We start from the raw sequence: 19,899 nt of genomic DNA, 5'->3' as shown, positions 1-19,899 counted from the left end.
CTCATGTGAGGGCGTTTTCCGGTCCTTGGCGCTGTCACACCTTAACGCGAAATTCCGTTAGCTGTTCGACAATGCCGACCGGTGAACGGCAATGCTTCCCCCAGGTGAATCAGGCGTCAAGGGTTGTGTGGCCTATAACTCGATCGTTACCGACGGCTCGTCGGTAACGATCACCGGCTGCGGCGGTCAGAAGGGCCGGGCGCCCAGATCCCTGGAGACCGCGCGGGCGCAGTCCCGCACTGCGGCGATCAGCTCGGGGCGCAGTTCCCCGTCCGCGCAGACCCGCTCCACCGCGCCGGTCACGGCCACCGCGCCGACCGGCATCCGCCGCCGGTCGTGGATCGGGGCGGCCACCGCGGCGACGCCCTCCCAGGTCTCCTCCACATCGGCCGCCCAGCCGCGGGCCCGGATCAGGTCGAGCATCGTCTCGAACTCCTCCGGATCGGTGACGGTGCGCGGGGTGAAAGACCTCCGCTCGGCCTCCAGGGCCTCGGTGTGCGCCACTGGGTCGTACGCCGAGAGCACCTTGCCCAGGGCCGTGGAGTGCAGTGGCTGCATGGCCCCCACCTCCAAGACCTGCCGGCTGTCGTCGGGCCGGAAGACGTGGTGGACGATGAGGACGCCCTGTTGGTGCAGGACCCCCAGATGGGCGCTCTCGCCGCTGGAGCGGGCCAGGTCGTCCGTCCAGACGAGCGCGCGGGCCCGCAGCTCGTGGACGTCCAGATAGCTGTTGCCCAGACGCAGCAGCTCGGCGCCCAGCTGATAGCGGCCGGACACCGCGTCCTGCTCGACGAAGCCCTCGTGCTGGAGCGTGCGCAGGATGCCGTGCGCGGTGCCCTTGGCCAGGCCCAGTGAAGAGGCGATGTCGGACAGCCCCAGCCGACGCTCGCCGCCTGCCAGCAGGCGCAGCATCGCCGCCGCCCGCTCCAGCGACTGGATGTTCTTGGCCATCGCGCCGTACTCCTCCACTGTGGTTCGACAATGCTGAACACTATCGGTCGATGCCGACCTGTGCTCGATCCCGCAGGAAAACTGCCGCACCACTCCGATCCGGACATCTCCCGGCACAGCATGCCGTCCGTTCCGTGGGACGGAGTGACGGCCCCGGGCGTCGCCCGGCTACGCTGGCGTGGTGCGCCTTCCGCCGAAGACGCAAAGCCGACAGCCGTCGCATCCCAGGGAGTACATCCATGGCCTCGTCGCCGACCCCTTCCGCCGACAGCCGGAACCGAGCCGAAGCCCTCCGCGAGGCACTTGCCACCCGGGTGGTGGTGGCCGACGGTGCCATGGGCACCATGCTCCAGGCACAGGACCCCACCCTCGAGGACTTTCAGAACCTCGAAGGCTGCAACGAGATCCTGAACGTCACGCGCCCCGACATCGTGCGCTCCGTGCACCAGGAGTACTTCGCCGTCGGCGTGGACTGCGTCGAGACGAACACCTTCGGCGCCAACCTGGCGGCCCTGGGCGAGTACGACATCGCCGAGCGGGTCTTCGAGCTCTCCGAGTCAGGCGCGCGCATCGCCCGCGAGGTCGCCGACGAGTTCACCGCCTCCACCGGACAGCAGCGCTGGGTCCTCGGCTCCATGGGCCCGGGCACGAAACTGCCCACGCTGGGCCACGCCCCGTACCCCAAGCTCCGCGACGCCTACCAGCAGAACGCCGAGGGCATGATCGCCGGCGGCGCCGACGCCCTCCTGATCGAGACCACCCAGGACCTCCTGCAGACCAAGGCCTCCATCATCGGCGCCCGCCGCGCCCTGGAGGCCACCGGTGCCAATCTTCCGGTGATCTGCTCCGTCACCGTGGAGACGACCGGCACGATGCTGCTCGGCTCCGAGATCGGCGCGGCGCTCACCGCCCTGGAACCGCTCGGCATCGACCTCATCGGCCTGAACTGCGCCACCGGCCCCGCCGAGATGAGCGAGCACCTGCGCTACCTGGCCCGCCACTCGGGCATCCCGCTCTCCTGCATGCCCAACGCCGGCCTTCCCGTGCTCGGCAAGGACGGCGCGCACTACCCGCTGTCCCCGGCCGAGCTGGCCGACGCCCAGGAGACCTTCGTACGCGAGTACAGCCTCTCGCTGGTCGGCGGCTGCTGCGGTACGACCCCGGAGCACCTGCGTCAGGTTGTCGAGCGGGTCCGCGGCGTCGCCGTCACTCCCCGCACCCCGCACCCCGAGCCGGGCGCCGCGTCCCTCTACCAGACCGTCCCGTTCCGCCAGGACACCTCGTACCTCGCGATCGGCGAGCGCACGAACGCCAACGGGTCGAAGAAGTTCCGCGAGGCCATGCTGGAGGCCCGCTGGGACGACTGCGTGGAGATGGCCCGCGACCAGATCCGCGAGGGCGCCCACATGCTCGACCTCTGTGTCGACTACGTGGGCCGCGACGGTGTGGCGGACATGGCGGAGCTGGCCGGCCGCTTCGCCACCGCCTCCACCCTCCCGATCGTGCTCGACTCCACCGAACTGCCCGTCCTGCGGGCCGGTCTGGAGAAGCTCGGCGGCCGTGCCGTCCTCAACTCCGTCAACTACGAGGACGGCGACGGACCCGAGTCCCGCTTCGCCAAGGTCACCGCGCTGGCCGTCGAGCACGGCGCCGCGCTGATCGCCCTGACCATCGACGAGGAGGGCCAGGCCCGTACCGTCGAGCACAAGGTCGCCGTCGCCGAGCGGCTCATCGAGGACCTGACGGGCAACTGGGGCATCAAGGAGTCGGACATCCTCGTCGACACCCTGACCTTCACCATCTGCACCGGTCAGGAGGAATCCCGGGGCGACGGCATCGCCACCATCGGGGCCATCCGCGAACTGAAGAAGCGCCACCCCGACGTCCAGACCACGCTGGGCCTGTCCAACATCTCCTTCGGCCTCAACCCGGCCGCCCGCGTCGTGCTGAACTCCGTCTTCCTCGACGAGTGCGTCAAGGCCGGACTCGACTCGGCCATCGTGCACGCCTCCAAGATCCTGCCGATCGCACGCCTCGAGGAGGAGCAGGTCAAGGTCGCGCTCGACCTCATCTACGACCGCCGCGCAGAGGGCTACGACCCCCTCCAGAAGCTCATGGAGCTCTTCGAGGGCGTCAACATGAAGTCCATGAAGGCGGGCAAGGCCGAGGAACTCCTCGCCCTGCCGCTCGACGAGCGCCTTCAGCGCCGCATCATCGACGGTGAGAAGAACGGCCTGGAGACCGACCTCGACGAGGCCCTGCAGACCCGCCCGGCCCTCGACATCGTCAACGACACGCTGCTCGAAGGCATGAAGGTCGTCGGTGAGCTCTTCGGCTCCGGCCAGATGCAGCTGCCGTTCGTGCTCCAGTCCGCCGAGGTCATGAAGACCGCGGTCGCCTATCTGGAACCGCACATGGAGAAGTCCGACGCCGAGGGCAAGGGCACCATCGTCCTGGCCACGGTCCGCGGCGACGTCCATGACATCGGCAAGAACCTCGTCGACATCATCCTGTCCAACAACGGCTACAACGTCGTGAACCTCGGTATCAAGCAGCCCGTCTCCGCGATCCTGGAGGCCGCCGAGGAGCACCGCGCCGACGTCATCGGAATGTCCGGCCTCCTGGTGAAGTCCACCGTGATCATGAAGGAGAACCTGGAGGAGCTGAACCAGCGCAAGCTGGCCGCCGACTTCCCGGTGATCCTCGGCGGCGCGGCCCTCACCCGGGCCTATGTCGAGCAGGACCTCCACGAGATCTACGAGGGCGAGGTCCGCTACGCCCGTGACGCGTTCGAGGGGCTGCGCCTGATGGACGCCCTCATCGCGGTCAAGCGTGGCGTCCCCGGCGCCACCCTCCCCGAACTCAAGCAGCGCCGCGTCCCCAAGCGAGACACGGTGGTCCTGGAGGTCGACGAGCCCGAGGAGGGCGTCCGCTCCGACGTCGCCGTCGACAACCCGGTCCCCGCACCGCCGTTCTGGGGCACCCGGGTCGTCAAGGGCATCCAGCTCAAGGAGTACGCGTCCTGGCTGGACGAGGGCGCGCTCTTCAAGGGCCAGTGGGGCCTCAAGCAGGCCCGAGCCGGTGACGGACCGACGTACGAGGAGCTGGTCGAGACCGAGGGCCGCCCGCACCTGCGCGGCTGGCTCGACAAGCTCCACACGGAGAACCTGCTGGAAGCCGCCGTCGTCTACGGCTACTTCCCCTGCGTCTCCAAGGGCGACGACCTGATCCTGCTCCACGAGGACGGCTCCGAGCGCACCCGCTTCACCTTCCCGCGCCAGCGCCGCGGCCGTCGCCTCTGCCTCGCGGACTTCTTCCGCCCCGAGGAGTCCGGCGAGACGGATGTGATCGGCCTCCAGGTCGTCACCGTCGGCTCGAAGATCGGCGGCGAGACCGCCAAGCTCTTCGAGGCCAATTCCTACCGTGACTACCTGGAGCTGCACGGTCTCTCCGTCCAGCTCGCCGAGGCCCTCGCCGAGTACTGGCACGCCCGGGTCCGTTTCGAGCTCGGCTTCGGCGGCGAGGACCCCGCCGATGTCGAGGACATGTTCGCGCTGAAGTACCGCGGTGCGCGCTTCTCGCTCGGCTACGGCGCCTGCCCCGACCTGGAGGACCGGGCGAAGATCGCCGAGCTGCTCCAGCCGGAGCGGATCGGTGTGCATCTCTCGGAGGAGTTCCAGCTGCACCCGGAGCAGTCCACCGATGCGATCGTCATCCACCACCCGGAGGCGAAGTACTTCAACGCGCGGTAAGACGCCGTTCAGCGCGCGGTTGCCGGACAAGTCGTAGACTGGTCGGTCCAGTGCAGGCCGGTCGCCCTTCCCACGGGAAATGGCGGCCGGCCTTCTCGTCCCTCACGGAAGGTGTGCCGGATGACCAGCACGGTTCCCGCGTCCATGACCCGCACGGCCGAAGGCGCCGCTCTGCAGGCCGTCCTGCTCGACATGGACGGCACGCTCGTCGACACCGAGGGCTTCTGGTGGGACGCCGAGGTGGAGGTCTTCGCCGAGCTCGGGCATCAGCTCGACGAGGCCTGGCGGGACGTGGTGGTCGGCGGGCCGATGACCCGCAGCGCCGGCTACCTCATGGATGTCACCGGCGCGGACATCACCCTCGCCGAACTCACCGTGCTGCTCAACGACCGCTTCGAGAGGCGCATCGGCCGCGGGGTGCCGTTGATGCCGGGCGCGGCACGGCTGCTGGCCGAGCTGGCCAGGCACGAGATTCCCACCGCCCTGGTTTCCGCCTCGCACCGGCGGATCATCGACCGGGTGCTGGACTCGGTGGGCGCCCACCACTTCGCCCTCACCGTCGCGGGCGACGAGGTCTCCCGTACCAAACCGCACCCGGAGCCCTATCTCACCGCCGCGTCCGGCTTCGGGGCGGTCCCCGAGCTCTGCGCGGTCATCGAGGACACCGCGACAGGCGTCGCCGCGGCGGAGGCCGCGGGCTGCCGGGTGGTCGCCGTACCGTCCGTCGCGCCGATCGCCCCTGCCTCCGGCCGAGTGGTCGTACGTTCGCTCGAAGAAGTCGATCTCGCATTTCTCCGGGGCCTGGTCACAGGACTGCAGTGATCCGCACACCGAGAGTGTTTCTGTGAATAAATCGAAAAACTCTCGGCGTCGGATGGTGCATTTTCTGTCGTACATAAGTGCGTTCAAGTCGGGCGTGCGACAGAGGGAAGAAAGAACCCCGAGCGTGAGCTTTATCACCTGAATGACCTCTGAAGGCTTTTCAAGATCCACCGAGGTGTCCGTTTTGGTGTGTCGAAATGTCATGATGAGTGAGGTCCTGTGCGGAACCTTCCCGGTCGAGGAAGACGGCTCGCCGCTAATTCCCATCACCGTCTGATTACGCATCGGGACATCTCCGGTCCGGCATTGCCGACGGCGCCCACTAATGTCGCTTTCTCAATGCACGGATGAGGGAGAGCGTCCAAGATGAACCGCAAGACTCTGGTGCTGCCGGCCGTCGTCGGCCTGCTCGCACCCGCACTCGCCGCCTGCGGCGCGTCGGGCGGCGACGAGAGCGATGGCAGGGCCGCCATCGTTGTCGGCACCACGGACCAGTTCGTCGCCTCCAAGGACAACCCCGCGCCGCTCGACCCCGCCATCGGCTACGAAGCCGGCGTATGGAATGTGCTCCGGCAGACCCTGCAGACCCTGGTGCATGTGCCGCGCGGCGGCGGCGAGCCGGTGCCCGAAGCCGCGGAGAGCTGCACCTTCACGGACACGCAGAACGAGAGCTACCGCTGCAAGCTGCGCAGCGGTCTGAAGTTCGCCGACGGCAAGGCCGTGACCGCCGATGACGTGAAGTACTCCATCGACCGCGTCATCCGCATCGACGCCGCCAACGGGCCCGTCGCCCTGCTCGACAACATCGACACGATCGAGACACAGGGCGAGCGGGAGGTCATCTTCCATCTGCGCGCGCCGGACGCCACGTTCCCGTACAAGCTCGCCACCCCGGTCGCCGGGATCGTGCCGCGGAGCAAGTACGCGGCGAAGTCCGCGCGTACCGGATTCCAGGTGGACGGCTCCGGCCCGTACACCATGAAGCCGGAAGTCGAGCACAACCAGGTCGTCAAGGTGCTCTTCACCAGGAACCCCCACTACAAGGGGGATCTGAAGGTACGGAACGAGAAGGTCGAGCTGGACGTCTTCCCTGACCCGACGGCCATGGGCAAGGCCCTCGACAACGAGAAGATCGACATGATGACCCGCACCATGTCGCCCGAGCAGTCCCAGCAGATGCTCGAAAATCCCAGGGACGGCATCAAGCTCACCGAGATGCCCGGCCTCGCCATTCATTTTCTGGGCTTCAACACCAATGACCCGGCCGTGAAGAACAAGGCCGTCCGCCAGGCCATGGCCCAGGTCATCGACCGCGGTGAAATCGCGGGCAAGGTGTACGGCACCACGGCCGAGCCGCTGTACTCGCTGATCCCGTCCGGCATCACCGCGCACGCCAACTCGTTCTACAACAAGTACAGCGAACCCAGCACCACGAAGGCTGCGGCGATCCTGAACGCCGCACGCGTCGACACCCCGGTGAAGCTCACGCTCCACTATCCGACCGACCGTGTCGGGGCCGGCACCGCCGCCGAGTTCGGAACCCTGAAGAAGCAGCTCAACGACACCGGACTGTTCGACGTCACCGTCCAGGGAGCCCCCTGGGCGAAGTACCGCCCGGCACAGCTGCGCGGCGACTACGCCGTCTACGGCATGGGCTGGTTCCCCGACTTCCCGGACCCCGACAACTTCATGGCGCCGTTCCTCGACAAGAACAACTTCCTCAACTCGCCCTACAAGTCGACCCCGGCCCAGAAGACGCTCATTCCGCAGTCCCGCCGCGAGACCGACCGCAGCGCCTCGGTCAAGACCTTCCAGCAGCTCCAGGACATCGTCGCCAACGACGTCCCCGTACTGCCGATCTGGCAGGGCAAGCAGTACGCCGCCTCCCGCGAAGACCTCACCGGCGTCGAGTGGGCGGTCAACTCCTCCGCCGACCTCCAGCTCTGGGAGCTGGGGAAGGGCACCGTCTGAGCACGGACGACGCCCCGGCCGAACCCGGCCGGGGCGTCGTCGTGTGCAGGGCCGCTTCCCGGTCCGCGAGCTGGTCCGCTCACTGGGCGCCGGGGCGCACCAGGCCGCTTTCGTACGCGTACACGGCCGCCTGCACCCGGTCGCGCAGACCGAGCTTGGTCAGCACATGGCCGACATGCGTCTTGACCGTGGTCTCACTGACGAAAAGATCCGCGGCGATCTCCGCATTCGACAGACCGCGCGCCACCAGCTTCAGCACCTCGACCTCACGGTCCGTCAGCGTGTGCAGGGTGTCGGGCACCGGCTCCTCGCCGGACGGCAGGTGGTCCGCGTACTTGTCGAGCAGCCTGCGGGTGATGCTCGGAGCGAGCATCGCCTCGCCCGCGGCGACCACGCGGATGGCCTGCACCAGCTCATTGGCCGGAGCGTCCTTCAACAGGAAGCCGCTGGCACCGGCGCGCAGCGCCTCCACCACATACTCGTCGAGATCGAACGTGGTCAGCACCAGCACCTTCGCCGGACCGTCCCGGCCGGGACCGGTGATCTGACGCGTCGCCTCGACGCCGTCCATCCGGGGCATACGGATGTCCATCAGCACCACATCGGGCTGCAGCGCCCGCACCTGGTCGAGAGCCTGGAGGCCGTCACCGGCCTCGCCCACCACCGCGAGATCCCCCTCCGCCTCCAGAATCATCCGGAAGCCGGTGCGCAGCAGTGGTTGGTCATCGACCAGTAGGACGCGGATAGCCACAAGGTCTCCTTAAGGTCCTTCGAGGGCCACAGGCCGGCCGGCCTCAGCACGGACCGGATCCATTCTGCCCTGGACATCCTGCTCCGACTCCGCCGGGCGTACCGACAACGGATAGACCGGGGGAGTGCCACCGAATTCGGGACAGACCGACTGGTGGTCGCACCAGCCGCAGAGCTTTGTCGGCCGGGGCCGCCACTCGCCCGTCTCCGTCGCCAGCCGGATCGCGTCCCAGAGCGCCAGCAGCTTCCGCTCGACGCGCTCCAGATCCGCCACCACCGGGTCGTACGTCATGATGTCGCCGCTGCCGAGATAGACGAGCTGGAGCCGACGGGGCACCACGCCCTTCAGCCGCCAGATCACCAGGGCATAGAACTTCATCTGGAAGAGCGCGCCCTCCGCGTATTCCGGGCGCGGCGCCTTCCCCGTCTTGTAGTCGACGATCCGGACGTCGCCCGTCGGCGCCACATCGATACGGTCGATCACCCCGCGCAGCCGCAGCCCCGACTCCAGCTCCGTCTCGACGAACAGCTCCCGCTCGGCGGGCTCCAGGCGTGTCGGATCCTCCAGCGAGAACCACCGCTCCACCAGGCTCTCCGCCTCCGAGAGCCAACGCGCCAGCCGCTCGCCCCCGGCATCCTCCGCGAACAGCTCCGACAGCTCCGGCTTCGACTCGAGCAGCCGGTCCCACTGGCCGGGGATCAGCGCCGTGGCCCGGCCGGCCGTGCGCTCCACCGCCGGATTGTCGAAGAGCCGCTCGAGCACCGCATGCACCAGCGTGCCCCGGGTCGCCGCTTCGCTGGGCTTCTCCGGCAGTTTGTCGATGACCCGGAAGCGGTACAGCAGAGGACACTGCATGAAATCGCTCGCCCGCGACGGCGACAGGGACGAAGGCGGCTGAGGCGGCCGCGGCAGGGAGGTCATGTCGAAGACCCTACGGCCCGCCACTGACAGCCGGCGGCATACCATCGACCACACACCCTCGAACACTGCATGATCGTGCCGTACAGCACCGACCGAAGGGACCTCGTGGACGAGAGCGGCGACAGCGGGCGGCCGCAGCCCGGTGCAGGGGGAACGGATCCCGGCGCCGGCCCCGAGAAGGGCGAACCGCGGCGCCCCGAAGAGCCCGGCGGAGGCCTGCTCATGGGCCGTCCCTTCGGTGTGCCCGTGTACGTCGCGCCCAGCTGGTTCATCGTGGCCGCACTGATCACCTGGGTCTTCGGAGGTCAGCTCGAACGGGTACTGCCCGAACTCGGCGCGGCTCGCTATCTGGTCTCCCTCTTCTTCGCGATCGCCTTCTACGCGTCCGTACTCGTCCACGAACTCGCCCACACGGTCGTCGCGCTGCGCTACAAGCTGCCGGTGCGCCGCATCCAGCTCCAGTTCTTCGGCGGCGTCTCCGAGATCGAGAAGGAGTCCGAGACCCCCGGCCGCGAATTCGTTCTCGCCTTCGTCGGCCCGCTGCTCTCCCTGGTGCTCGCCGGGCTCTTCTACGTAGGGATGACGTTCGTCGCGCCCGGTACCGTGCCCGGTGTCCTCCTCGCCGGACTGATGATCTCCAACCTCCTGGTGGCCGCCTTCAACCTCCTGCCCGGTCTCCCGCTCGACGGCGGGCGCATGCTCCGCGCCGTCGTCTGGAAGATCACCGGGCGGCCGATGAGCGGCACCGTCGCCGCCGCCTGGGTCGGTCGCGCGCTCGCCGTCGTCACCCTCATCGGCCTCCCGCTGCTCACCCACACCGGCTCCTTCGGGAACAACCCCCGAGACCTCAGCGGCCTGGACACCGTCACCGACGCGCTGCTCGCCGCCATCCTCGCCGCCATCATCTGGACCGGTGCGGGCAACAGCCTGCGCATGGCCCGCCTGCGCGAACACCTCCCCGAACTGCGCGCCCGCACCCTCACCCGGCGCGCCGTTCCGGTGGAGGCCGCCACCCCGCTCTCCGAAGCCCTGCGCCGTGCCAACGAGGCGGGCGCCCGCGCCCTCGTCGTCGTCGACGGACACGGCGAACCCCAGGGCGTCGTCCGCGAGACGGCCATCGTCTCCGTCCCCGAACACCGCCGCCCCTGGGTCGCCGTCAGCAGCCTCGCCCAGGACCTCACCGAAGGCATGAAGATCTCCGCCGAGCTGGCCGGCGAAGCACTCCTGGACAGGCTCAAGGCCAACCCCGCCACCGAATACCTCGTCCTCGAGGAGACCGGCGAGATCTACGGCGTGCTGTCCACCGCCGACGTCGAACGGGCATTCGTCGCCGCTCTGGCCAGGCCCGCCGCCTGACCGCCCGGGCTCGCGGTCGGCGCGCCGGGAATCACCGGTACGCTGGTCACATGTCTGAACCGACCGGTGCCGCCCGCCGACGCGGGCCCTTCAAGGTCGGGGACCAGGTCCAGCTCACCGATCCCAAGGGACGCCACTACACCTTCACGCTCGAAGCCGGAAAGAACTTCCACACCCACAAGGGTTCTTTCCCGCACGATGAGCTGATCGGTGCCCCCGAGGGCAGTGTTGTCCGAACCACGGGAAACGTCGCCTACCTCGCGCTGCGCCCCCTGCTCCCCGACTACGTCCTGTCCATGCCCCGCGGCGCAGCCGTGGTCTACCCCAAGGACGCGGGGCAGATCCTGGCCTTCGCCGACATCTTCCCCGGCGCCCGCGTCGTGGAAGCCGGCGTCGGCTCCGGCTCGCTCTCCACCTTCTTGCTGCGCGCCATCGGCGACCAGGGCATGCTGCACTCCTACGAGCGCCGCGAGGACTTCGCCGAGATCGCCCAGCAGAACGTGGAACGCTACTTCGGCGAACCGCACCCCGCCTGGCAGCTCACCGTCGGCGATCTCCAGGACAACCTCTCGGACACCGACGTCGACCGTGTCATCCTCGACATGCTCGCCCCCTGGGAGTGCCTGGAGGCCGTCTCCAAGGCGCTCGTGCCCGGTGGCATCCTCTGCGCGTACGTCGCGACCACCACCCAGCTCGCGCGGACCGTCGAGTCCATCCGCGAGATCGGCTGCTTCGCCGAACCGCAGCCCTGGGAATCGATGATCCGCAACTGGCACGTCGAGGGCCTGGCCGTCCGCCCGGACCACCGCATGATCGGCCACACCGGCTTCCTCGTCACCGCCCGCCGTCTGGCCGACGGTGTGGAGGCCCCGCTGCGCCGCCGCCGCCCCGCCAAGGGCGCCTACGGCGATGACTACGACGGTCCCGGCAGCCAGAGCGGCTCCTCCCGCGGCTGAGCCGCACAACGTACCGGCGCCGCCGCCGAGTTCCCGGACCGACCCGGGAACTCGGCGGCGGCGCCTTTTCGTTGCCGCTACGGAAGCCCGTCCGTGCCGACCCCACCGTTCCCCTGCTCTGTGAGGTGTGGCACGATGCTGGCCACCCCCACACCACCGCGGACGTCCCACCGGCGGCACCGCCCACCCAGGCATCCTCGAACCACAGGAACCACAGGAGACATCCCGCGTGCAGCCCTCCGAGCTCCCGGACCTCGCGCACACCGACACCAGGCCGCTGCACTGGTTGGCCACCGCGACAGCCATGGCCGCTGTCGTTGCAGCCGCAGGCATGCTCCAGCCGGACCCCACGGCCTCCGCCTCGACCCCCCACCGCACCACCGCGCAGCACGGCACCGCGTCCGTCGTCGCACCCGATCCGGAGCGGGCGACCTTCCCCCTGGAATGCGGCGGGCTGGAGAACACCGTGGCCAAACAGGCACCCGGCGACCTCGACGGCGACGGCCGCCCCGAGACCGTCGCCGTGGTCCACTGCGCGGCCGGTTCCGGCACCCCGCCCAGCGGCGTCTACGTCCTCACACAAGGAAGCGGGGCCACACCCCGGGTCGTGGCGACCCTGGTGGACCCCGCCCAGGAGATGAGCATCGGCGATTTCGCGGTGCGTGACGGCATCATCTCCGCCACCCTGCTCGGCTACTCCTCGGCCGAAGTGCCGCGCTGCTGTCCCGACCAGCAGGAAGAGGTCACCTGGCAGTGGCAGGGCGGTGCATTCGTCCGCGCCGCCCGGGCTGCACCGAGCAGCGCCTGATCGGTCACTGCACGTGATCGCCCGCCCGGAACCGCCGGATCAGGCGGCCTCGGGACCGTACACCTCGACCCTGTCCGAAACGCGACGTACATGGATGCAGTCGCCCGGGCACTCCTTGGCCGAATCGACCACATCCTGAAGAAGCGGCAGCGGTACGGGCGTCGTCGCGCCCTTGTCCTGCAGCAGCTCGTCGTCGCCGCTCTTCACATACGCCAGACCGTCGATGTCCAGCTCGAACACCTCGGGTGCGTACTGCACGCAGATGCCGTCTCCCGTGCAGAGGTCCTGGTCGATCCAGACCTCCAGGTCCTGCGTGTCGCTGCCGGTGGGAGCGTCCTGCTGCACGGTCATTTCTCCTGCCGTTTCCTGCGTATCCGAACCAAAAGTAGCCAGCCCTGACGGGTGTTGAACGGTTCGACGATACAACCGGCCGCTTTCCGATGTTGAAGGGTGGGTATTCCCCTGACACGAGGGGGAACGCAAGGGTGAAGATCGGACACGCCTCGCAGTCTTTGTGATCTAGGGGTTTCAATCATCACCCACCCAGGTAGGGTCAGGAAGCGTCCAGCTCCCCTTGGAGGAGGTGAGGACCGTGGCAGCCCACGACGACGACATCAACCGCGGCATCCGGCCCGGGCGGGGGTCCGAAGACCCAGCCGGCCAGGTCGCCTATCTTGAGCAGGAAATCGCCGTCCTGCGACGTAAGCTCGCCGACTCTCCGCGCCATACGAGGATTCTCGAAGAGCGGATCGTCGAGTTGCAGACCAACCTGGCAGGCGTGTCCGCGCAGAATGAGCGGCTCGCCAACACACTCCGCGAGGCCCGCGACCAGATCGTGGCCCTCAAGGAAGAAGTCGACCGGCTCGCACAGCCGCCGGCCGGTTTCGGTGTGTTCTTGCAGGGCAATGAGGACGGCACCTGCGACATCTTCACCGGGGGCCGAAAGCTCCGGGTGAATGTCAGCCCCAGCGTTGAGCTCGACGACCTCCGGCGCGGCCAGGAAGTCATGCTCAATGAAGCGCTCAACGTGGTCGACGCCATGGAATTCGAGCGGGCCGGGGACATCGTCACACTCAAGGAAATCCTCGAGGACGGCGAACGGGCCCTGGTCATCGGGCACACCGACGAGGAACGGGTGGTACGGCTCGCCGAGCCGCTGCTGGACATCACCATCCGCCCCGGCGACGCCCTGCTGCTCGAACCCAGGTCCGGCTACGTCTACGAAGTGGTGCCCAAGAGCGAGGTCGAAGAGCTCGTTCTCGAAGAAGTACCGGACATCGACTACGACAAGATCGGCGGCCTGGGCGACCAGATCGAGCTGATCCGGGACGCGGTCGAGCTCCCCTACCTCCACCCCGACCTCTTCAAGGAACACGAACTGCGGCCACCGAAGGGCATCCTGCTCTACGGCCCGCCGGGCTGCGGCAAGACACTCATTGCCAAGGCAGTGGCCAACTCCCTTGCCAAGAAGGTCGCCGAAGTCACCGGCCAGCCCGCGGGCAAGAGCTACTTCCTCAACATCAAGGGCCCGGAACTCCTCAACAAGTACGTCGGCGAGACCGAGCGGCACATCCGCCTGGTCTTCCAGCGTGCCCGTGAGAAGGCGAGCGAGGGCACCCCCGTCATCGTGTTCTTCGACGAGATGGAGTCCCTCTTCCGCACCCGGGGATCCGGCGTCAGCTCGGACGTGGAGAACACCATCGTCCCCCAGCTGCTCGCCGAGATCGACGGCGTCGAGGGCCTGGAGAACGTCATCGTCATCGGCGCCTCCAACCGCGAGGACATGATCGACCCCGCGATCCTGCGCCCCGGCCGCCTCGATGTGAAGATCAAGATCGAGCGCCCCGACGCAGAGGCCGCGAAGGACATCTTCGCGAAGTACCTCACACCTTCGCTGCCCCTGCACGCGGACGACCTCGCGGAGCACACCGGCTCCAAGGAAGCCGCTGCGCACGCCATGATCCAGTCGGTCGTCGAGCGGATGTACACCGAGTCCGAGGAGAACCGCTTCCTCGAGGTCACGTACGCCAACGGCGACAAGGAAGTCCTCTACTTCAAGGACTTCAATTCCGGCGCGATGATCCAGAACATCGTCGACCGGGCCAAGAAGATGGCCATCAAGGCCTTCCTCGACCAGGGCCAGAAGGGCCTTCGCGTCTCCCACCTCCTCCAGGCGTGTGTGGACGAGTTCAAGGAGAACGAGGACCTGCCGAACACCACGAACCCGGACGACTGGGCCAGGATCTCCGGCAAGAAGGGCGAGCGGATCGTCTTCATCCGTACGCTGGTCACCGGAAAGCAGGGCGCAGACACCGGTCGGTCCATCGACACGGTGGCGAATACCGGGCAGTACTTGTAGAACGCAGACCGGCTGCGGATGCCCGGCCGGGCATCCGCAGCCGGTTGCTTTCCGGACAGCTCACGCGACACCGCAGCAATGACGTATTTGATCTCCCCACCGGCACGGAGTCGCTCTAGGCTCTTGCGTACCGCCCGGTCGCGCAGTGCGGGGACGGGCACCGCACACGCACCGGACAAGCAGCGGTACTTGAGCGCCGCCCCCTCAAGGGAGCGCCGCCGGGCAAGGAGGGCCGCATGACCGTACGGCGAGTAATGGGCATCGAGACGGAGTACGGGATCTCCGTCCCCGGCCACCCCAACGCCAATGCCATGCTCACCTCATCCCAGATCGTCAACGCCTACGCAGCGGCGATGCACCGGGCGCGCCGCGCCCGCTGGGACTTCGAGGAGGAGAACCCGCTGCGGGACGCGCGAGGTTTCGACCTCGCCCGCGAGACCGCGGACTCCAGCCAGCTCACCGACGAGGACATCGGCCTGGCCAATGTCATCCTCACCAACGGGGCCCGCCTCTACGTCGACCATGCGCACCCCGAATACAGCTCCCCGGAAGTCACCAATCCGCGGGACGCGGTCCTCTGGGACAAGGCCGGCGAACGCGTCATGGCCGAAGCGGCCGAACGCGCGGCCCAGCTTCCCGGCGCCCAGCCGATCCACCTCTACAAGAACAACACCGACAACAAGGGCGCCTCGTACGGCACGCATGAGAACTACCTGATGAAGCGGGAGACCCCGTTCTCCGATATCGTGCGCCATCTGACCCCGTTCTTCGTCTCCCGCCAGGTGATCACCGGAGCGGGACGCGTGGGAATCGGCCAGGACGGCCACGAGCACGGCTTCCAGATCAGTCAGCGCGCCGACTACTTCGAGGTCGAGGTCGGGCTGGAGACCACCCTCAAGCGCCCCATCATCAACACCCGCGACGAACCCCACTCCGATGCCGAGAAGTACCGCCGGCTCCATGTGATCATCGGCGACGCGAACCTCTCGGAGATCTCCACCTATCTCAAGCTCGGCACCACCGCCCTGGTCCTCTCCATGATCGAGGACGGCTTCATCAACGTCGATCTCGCGGTCGACCAGCCGGTGCGTACCCTGCACCATGTCTCCCACGACCCGACACTGAATCATCTGATCACGCTGCGTAGCGGCCGTACGCTCACCGCGGTGCAGCTTCAGATGGAGTACTTCGAGCTGGGCCGCAAGTACGTCGAGGAACGGTACGGGGTGGACGCCGACGAGCAGACCAAGGACGTCCTGATCCGCTGGGAGGACACCCTCAACCGGCTGGAGAACGATCCGATGAGCCTGTCCGGCGAGCTCGACTGGATCGCCAAGCGGGAGCTCATGGAGGGCTACCGCCGCCGGGACAGCCTGGACTGGGACGCGGCGCGCCTGCACCTGGTGGATCTCCAGTACGCCGATGTGAGGGCCGACAAGGGCCTCTACAACCGTCTGGTGGCCCGCGGGAAGATGAAGCGCCTGCTGGACGAGGACGCGGTCGAGAAGGCCCGTACGAAGCCTCCGGAGGACACCAGGGCCTATTTCCGCGGCCGCTGCCTGGAACAGTATGCGGACGACGTGGCCGCGGCCTCCTGGGACTCGGTCATCTTCGATCTGCCGGGCCATGACTCACTGCAACGGGTACCCACCCTGGAACCGCTCCGCGGCACCCGTGATCACGTCAAGGAGCTCCTGGACCGCTGTCGCACGGCGGAAGAGCTGGTCCAGGTGCTGTCGGGCGGCTGAAAGGGCCGCGATCGGGGAAACATCGGGATGACCCCCGGACGTTGAGACAACTACCGGGCCAATGTCGGACCCCGTAGGTAGGGTCTGATCAAGTGCTTCGAACCGAGCGGGGTGAGCTAAATGGCGACCAAGGACACCGGCGGCGGACAGCAGAAGGCGACGCGCTCCACCGAGGAGGTCGAGGAGCAGGCGCAGGACGCGCAGGCGTCCGAGGACCTCAAGGAGCGCCAGGAGAAGCTGAGCGACGATGTCGACTCGGTTCTGGACGAGATCGATGACGTACTCGAGGAGAACGCAGAGGACTTCGTGCGTTCCTTCGTTCAAAAGGGTGGACAGTAGTTCACGCATGTGAACGCGGGGGAGTGGAGAGGTGCGCGCGGTACGGGCCGGGTCGGCCCGTACCGCGCGGCCACAAGCGGCACCGCAGGCCGTGCAGCTGCCCCGCAGTCCATGTGGATGACCGCCGCGGGACGGGTAGGGTCCGTGGCGTAAAGGCATCAACTGCAATTCGGCCATCGGCACGTTGGGAGACGATCCTGACACCTTGCGCAGGGCCGTCGCATACCTGGAGGGAAACGCGTGGAAGCCAACACTCGTAGCACCGGGCGTCTACCAGCTGCCTTCCTGACGCCGGGATCCTCTTCGTTCATGGATTTCCTGTCCGACCATTCTCCCGAGATGCTCCCGGGCAACCGGAACCTGCCGCCCCTCCATGGGGCCATCGAGGCGCCGCACGGGACGACCATCGTCGCGGCGACGTTCCCCGGCGGTGTGGTCCTGGCCGGCGACCGGCGGGCGACCATGGGCAACATGATCGCGCAGCGCGACATCGAGAAGGTCTTCCCGGCCGACGAGTATTCGGCGGTGGGCATCGCCGGCACGGCCGGACTGGCGGTGGAGATGGTCAAGCTTTTCCAGTTGGAGCTGGAGCACTTCGAGAAGGTCGAGGGCGCCCAGCTCTCCCTGGAGGGCAAGGCGAACCGGCTCTCCACGATGATCCGCAGCAATCTGGCGATGGCCATGCAGGGCCTCGCCGTCGTGCCGCTCTTCGCCGGCTTCGACGTCGACCGCGGGAAGGGCCGGATCTTCTCGTACGACGTCACCGGCGGCCGCTCCGAGGAGCACGGATACGCTGCGACCGGCTCCGGGTCGATCTTCGCCCGTGGCTCGATGAAGAAGCTCTACCGCGAGGATCTGACGGAGCAGCAGGCCCTCACCCTGGTCGTGCAGGCGCTGTACGACGCCGCGGACGACGACTCGGCGACCGGCGGTCCCGATGTGGCGCGGCGGATCTACCCGATCGTCACCGTCATCACCGACGAAGGCTTCCGGAAGCTGGTCGAGGCGGAATCCTCCGAGATCGCCCGCTCGATTCTGGAACGCCGGTTGGAACAGCCCGACGGCCCGCGCGCCGCGCTGCTCTGATCCCCGTTCCGCTGCTTCTTCGATGCTCTTGTCACTGACAGAAAGGGACGGATAACCGGTGTCGACGCCGTTCTATGTCTCACCTCAGCAGGCCATGGCCGACCGGGCGGAATACGCCCGGAAGGGCATCGCCCGTGGTCGCAGCCTTGTTGTGCTGCAGTACGCCGACGGCATTGTGTTCGTCGGCGAGAACCCGTCCCGTGCGCTGCACAAGTTCAGCGAGATCTATGACCGGATCGGTTTCGCTGCCGCCGGCAAGTACAACGAGTACGAGAATCTGCGCATCGGCGGTGTGCGCTACGCGGATCTGCGTGGATACACCTACGACCGTGACGATGTGACAGCCCGTGGGCTGGCCAACGTCTATGCGCAGACGCTGGGCACCATCTTCTCCAGTGCGGCCGAGAAGCCGTACGAGGTGGAGCTGGTGGTCGCCGAGGTCGGCGTCGAGCCGGAGGGCGACCAGATCTACCGGCTGCCGCACGACGGCTCGATCGTCGACGAGCACGGATCGGTCGCGGTCGGCGGGAATGCCGAGCAGATCAGCACCTTCCTGGACCAGCGGCACCGCGACGGCATGACGCTCGCCGAGGCGCTCAAGCTGGCGGTGCAGGCGCTGTCGCGCGATCCCAACGGCAGCGAGCGGGAGATCCCCGCTGAGCGGCTGGAAGTCGCGGTCCTGGACCGTACGAGGCCGCAGCAGCGGAAGTTCAAGCGGATCGTCGGCCGGCAGCTGGCGCGGTTGCTGGAGGCGGACGGCGGTTCCGCACCGACGGATGCCCCCTCCGACATCGAGGACGACGAGGGGGCCGACTCCCCCACGAGCACGACGGATGTCACCAAGTCCACCGATTCCGGTGGGGACGTGGAGTCCTCCGAGGAGTAGTCCACGCCGTGCCGGTGCCCCGGTCCGCCCTTCCCGGCGGGCCGGGGCACTGTCATGAGCGCAGACCGTCCGCGGACGGGGGTGCCGAGGAGCCCCGTGCGACCAGGTGCACGGGCAGGCTGCCGGGCTCGGCCGGGCGGCCGTCCAGGACCGCCAGCAGGGCGGCCATGCCGCGTTCACCGACCTGCTCGGCCGGCAGCTGCACGGTGGTGAGCTCCGGTTCGACGGCTGTGGCCAGGGCCAGATCGTCGAAGCCGGTGACGGAGAGGTCGTCGGGGACGCGGAGCCCCAGCCTGCGGGCAGCCTTGCAGGCGCCCGCGGCGAGGATGTCGTCGTCGCAGACGATGGCGGTGGGCCGGGGGCCGGAGCAACCGAGTGCGTGCTCCGCTCCTTCGCGGCCTGCCTGTACGTCGAGCGGCGCCGGGACGGTCCGTACGGAGGTGCCGGGCACCGCCCCCAGGGTGTCGTGGAGCGCCCGGGCACGGACCGCGAAGGTCCAGGTGTCGACCGCCGACGCAAGGTGGACGAAGCGGCGGTGGCCCAGCGCGAGCAGATGCTCCGCGACCTGCCGCATGCCGTCGGCGATGTCGAGGTTGACCCGTGCCGCGACGCCGGTGTCCGCCGGGTCGCTGTCGAGCATGACAAGCGGCAGGCCGGCGCCGCGCAGCACGTCGAGTGCGCCGGCGGCCATGGAGGAGGCGATCACCCCGTCGAGGGAGGCGCGCGCCGAGGCGAAGGGATCCCTGGCCGGTCCCGTGCCTTCGGGGGACGGGTAGAGGACGACCCCGAAGCCGTGTTCGGCGGCGACCGCGGCGGCGCCGGTGTAGACGCGTGCGAAGAATTCGTTGGTGAGCGCGGGGACGACCAGCAGTGCGGTTCTGGTGCGGCCGAGACGGAGGCTGCGGGCGGCGAGATTGGGCTGGTAGCCGAGTTCGTGCGCGGCGTGCCGTACACGCTCGGCGGTGGCCTCGGAGACCCTGCCTCGCCATTTGTCGCCGAGCACGAGGGAGACGGTGGCCTGCGAGACGCCTGCGGCCCGTGCGACATCGCGGCTGGTGGGCCGGGTCGGGGCGGGCTGTGACTGTGGTGCGCTGGTCACTCGGGCCTCCGGGCCGGTCGGGGCAGGCGCCGTGAGGTGGACCTGCGGACTGGGCACATGGTACGTATGAGCCTCGACGTTATACGTAAAACCT

16 protein-coding genes and 1 pseudogene are annotated in these 19,899 nt (G+C 68.1%); 12 read left to right on the top strand and 5 right to left on the bottom strand.

Annotation, left to right across the window (positions count from 1 at the left end; all coding sequences use genetic code 11):
• Nucleotides 1–186 precede the first annotated feature (186 nt).
• The gene (locus tag IEZ15_RS11095; RefSeq protein ID WP_229845830.1) at nt 187–951 is read right to left on the bottom strand and encodes an IclR family transcriptional regulator; all 765 of its coding nucleotides are present in this window, start codon (nt 949–951) and stop codon (nt 187–189) included.
• A 239-nt stretch (nt 952–1,190) separates the two neighbouring features.
• Here IEZ15_RS11095 and metH point away from each other — a divergent pair, with 239 nt between their 5' ends.
• The 3 genes from metH (at nt 1,191) to IEZ15_RS11080 (ending at nt 7,496) form a co-directional block, all read left to right on the top strand.
• A complete protein-coding gene (gene metH / locus IEZ15_RS11090) occupies nt 1,191–4,703 on the top strand; it encodes a methionine synthase (protein ID WP_189276202.1) in 3,513 nt (1,170 codons plus the stop codon).
• A 120-nt stretch (nt 4,704–4,823) separates the two neighbouring features.
• Nucleotides 4,824–5,525, top strand: coding sequence for an HAD family hydrolase (locus IEZ15_RS11085; protein ID WP_114243634.1), 702 nt, complete (start codon nt 4,824–4,826; stop codon nt 5,523–5,525).
• 366 nt (nt 5,526–5,891) lie between these two features.
• Entirely contained in the window at nt 5,892–7,496 is a 1,605-nt protein-coding gene (locus tag IEZ15_RS11080) for an ABC transporter substrate-binding protein (RefSeq protein ID WP_189276200.1), read from the top strand.
• A gap of 79 nt (nt 7,497–7,575) precedes the next feature.
• Here IEZ15_RS11080 and IEZ15_RS11075 read toward each other — a convergent pair whose 3' ends face one another.
• Nucleotides 7,576–8,247 carry a response regulator gene (locus IEZ15_RS11075; RefSeq protein ID WP_093541287.1) on the bottom strand — a complete coding sequence of 224 codons (672 nt, stop codon included), beginning with the start codon at nt 8,245–8,247 and terminating at the stop codon, nt 7,576–7,578.
• Between the two features lie 9 nt (nt 8,248–8,256).
• Nucleotides 8,257–9,102, bottom strand: coding sequence for a RecB family exonuclease (locus IEZ15_RS11070; protein ID WP_229845847.1), 846 nt, complete (start codon nt 9,100–9,102; stop codon nt 8,257–8,259).
• A gap of 171 nt (nt 9,103–9,273) precedes the next feature.
• Between IEZ15_RS11070 and IEZ15_RS11065 the strand changes: the two genes are divergently transcribed.
• The 3 genes from IEZ15_RS11065 to IEZ15_RS11055 all read left to right on the top strand — a co-directional run bounded on the left by IEZ15_RS11065 (nt 9,274) and on the right by IEZ15_RS11055 (nt 12,288).
• On the top strand, nt 9,274–10,524 hold the full coding sequence (locus IEZ15_RS11065) for a site-2 protease family protein (protein ID WP_114248900.1): 1,251 nt from the start codon (nt 9,274–9,276) through the stop codon (nt 10,522–10,524).
• A 50-nt stretch (nt 10,525–10,574) separates the two neighbouring features.
• Nucleotides 10,575–11,480 (top strand): tRNA (adenine-N1)-methyltransferase, encoded by a 906-nt coding sequence (locus IEZ15_RS11060; protein WP_114243632.1) that lies wholly within the window; start codon nt 10,575–10,577, stop codon nt 11,478–11,480.
• A 229-nt stretch (nt 11,481–11,709) separates the two neighbouring features.
• Entirely contained in the window at nt 11,710–12,288 is a 579-nt protein-coding gene (locus tag IEZ15_RS11055; protein WP_189276196.1) for a hypothetical protein, read from the top strand.
• Between the two features lie 39 nt (nt 12,289–12,327).
• Here the strand turns inward: IEZ15_RS11055 and IEZ15_RS11050 are convergent, their stop codons facing one another.
• Nucleotides 12,328–12,639, bottom strand: a complete 312-nt coding sequence (locus tag IEZ15_RS11050) for a ferredoxin (RefSeq protein WP_114243630.1) — start codon at nt 12,637–12,639, stop codon at nt 12,328–12,330.
• 241 nt (nt 12,640–12,880) lie between these two features.
• Here IEZ15_RS11050 and arc point away from each other — a divergent pair, with 241 nt between their 5' ends.
• From arc to prcA, 6 genes and pseudogenes are all read left to right on the top strand, one after another.
• On the top strand, nt 12,881–14,647 hold the full coding sequence (gene arc, locus IEZ15_RS11045; RefSeq protein WP_114243629.1) for a proteasome ATPase: 1,767 nt from the start codon (nt 12,881–12,883) through the stop codon (nt 14,645–14,647).
• 236 nt (nt 14,648–14,883) lie between these two features.
• Nucleotides 14,884–16,395, top strand: coding sequence for a depupylase/deamidase Dop (gene dop, locus IEZ15_RS11040; RefSeq protein WP_338060244.1), 1,512 nt, complete (start codon nt 14,884–14,886; stop codon nt 16,393–16,395).
• A 120-nt stretch (nt 16,396–16,515) separates the two neighbouring features.
• Nucleotides 16,516–16,734, top strand: a complete 219-nt coding sequence (locus IEZ15_RS11035; RefSeq protein ID WP_016325855.1) for a ubiquitin-like protein Pup — start codon at nt 16,516–16,518, stop codon at nt 16,732–16,734.
• Nucleotides 16,735–16,835: 101 nt separating this feature from the next.
• A pseudogene (locus IEZ15_RS44580) lies at nt 16,836–17,023 on the top strand (endonuclease domain-containing protein); the annotation flags it as partial.
• Nucleotides 16,975–17,820 carry a proteasome subunit beta gene (gene prcB, locus IEZ15_RS11030; RefSeq protein WP_114243627.1) on the top strand — a complete coding sequence of 282 codons (846 nt, stop codon included), beginning with the start codon at nt 16,975–16,977 and terminating at the stop codon, nt 17,818–17,820. The pseudogene IEZ15_RS44580 and the gene prcB, both read left to right, overlap by 49 nt.
• A gap of 58 nt (nt 17,821–17,878) precedes the next feature.
• Complete coding sequence (gene prcA / locus IEZ15_RS11025) at nt 17,879–18,706, top strand: proteasome subunit alpha (protein WP_114243626.1); 828 nt, start codon at nt 17,879–17,881, stop codon at nt 18,704–18,706.
• A gap of 52 nt (nt 18,707–18,758) precedes the next feature.
• Here the strand turns inward: prcA and IEZ15_RS11020 are convergent, their stop codons facing one another.
• Nucleotides 18,759–19,805 carry a LacI family DNA-binding transcriptional regulator gene (locus IEZ15_RS11020; protein WP_114243625.1) on the bottom strand — a complete coding sequence of 349 codons (1,047 nt, stop codon included), beginning with the start codon at nt 19,803–19,805 and terminating at the stop codon, nt 18,759–18,761.
• Nucleotides 19,806–19,899: the final 94 nt, after the last annotated feature.

Origin of the sequence: Streptomyces atratus (assembly GCF_014648655.1) — a bacterium.
GTDB classification, from domain to species: domain Bacteria; phylum Actinomycetota; class Actinomycetes; order Streptomycetales; family Streptomycetaceae; genus Streptomyces; species Streptomyces atratus.
Note: the sequence above shows the minus strand (reverse complement) of the source record. Positions and strands in the feature narration are given on the sequence as shown.

Excerpts from the sequence above, each read along its gene's own strand:
- IEZ15_RS11095 (WP_229845830.1), bottom strand. The coding sequence starts at position 951 with ATGGCCAAGAACATCCAGTCGCTGGAGCGGGCGGCGGCGATGCTGCGC.
- metH (WP_189276202.1), top strand. The coding sequence starts at position 1,191 with ATGGCCTCGTCGCCGACCCCTTCCGCCGACAGCCGGAACCGAGCCGAA.
- IEZ15_RS11085 (WP_114243634.1), top strand. The coding sequence starts at position 4,824 with ATGACCAGCACGGTTCCCGCGTCCATGACCCGCACGGCCGAAGGCGCC.
- IEZ15_RS11080 (WP_189276200.1), top strand. The coding sequence starts at position 5,892 with ATGAACCGCAAGACTCTGGTGCTGCCGGCCGTCGTCGGCCTGCTCGCA.
- IEZ15_RS11070 (WP_229845847.1), bottom strand. The coding sequence starts at position 9,102 with ATGCAGTGTCCTCTGCTGTACCGCTTCCGGGTCATCGACAAACTGCCG.
- IEZ15_RS11060 (WP_114243632.1), top strand. The coding sequence starts at position 10,575 with ATGTCTGAACCGACCGGTGCCGCCCGCCGACGCGGGCCCTTCAAGGTC.
- IEZ15_RS11050 (WP_114243630.1), bottom strand. The coding sequence starts at position 12,639 with ATGACCGTGCAGCAGGACGCTCCCACCGGCAGCGACACGCAGGACCTG.
- dop (WP_338060244.1), top strand. The coding sequence starts at position 14,884 with ATGACCGTACGGCGAGTAATGGGCATCGAGACGGAGTACGGGATCTCC.
- IEZ15_RS11035 (WP_016325855.1), top strand. The coding sequence starts at position 16,516 with ATGGCGACCAAGGACACCGGCGGCGGACAGCAGAAGGCGACGCGCTCC.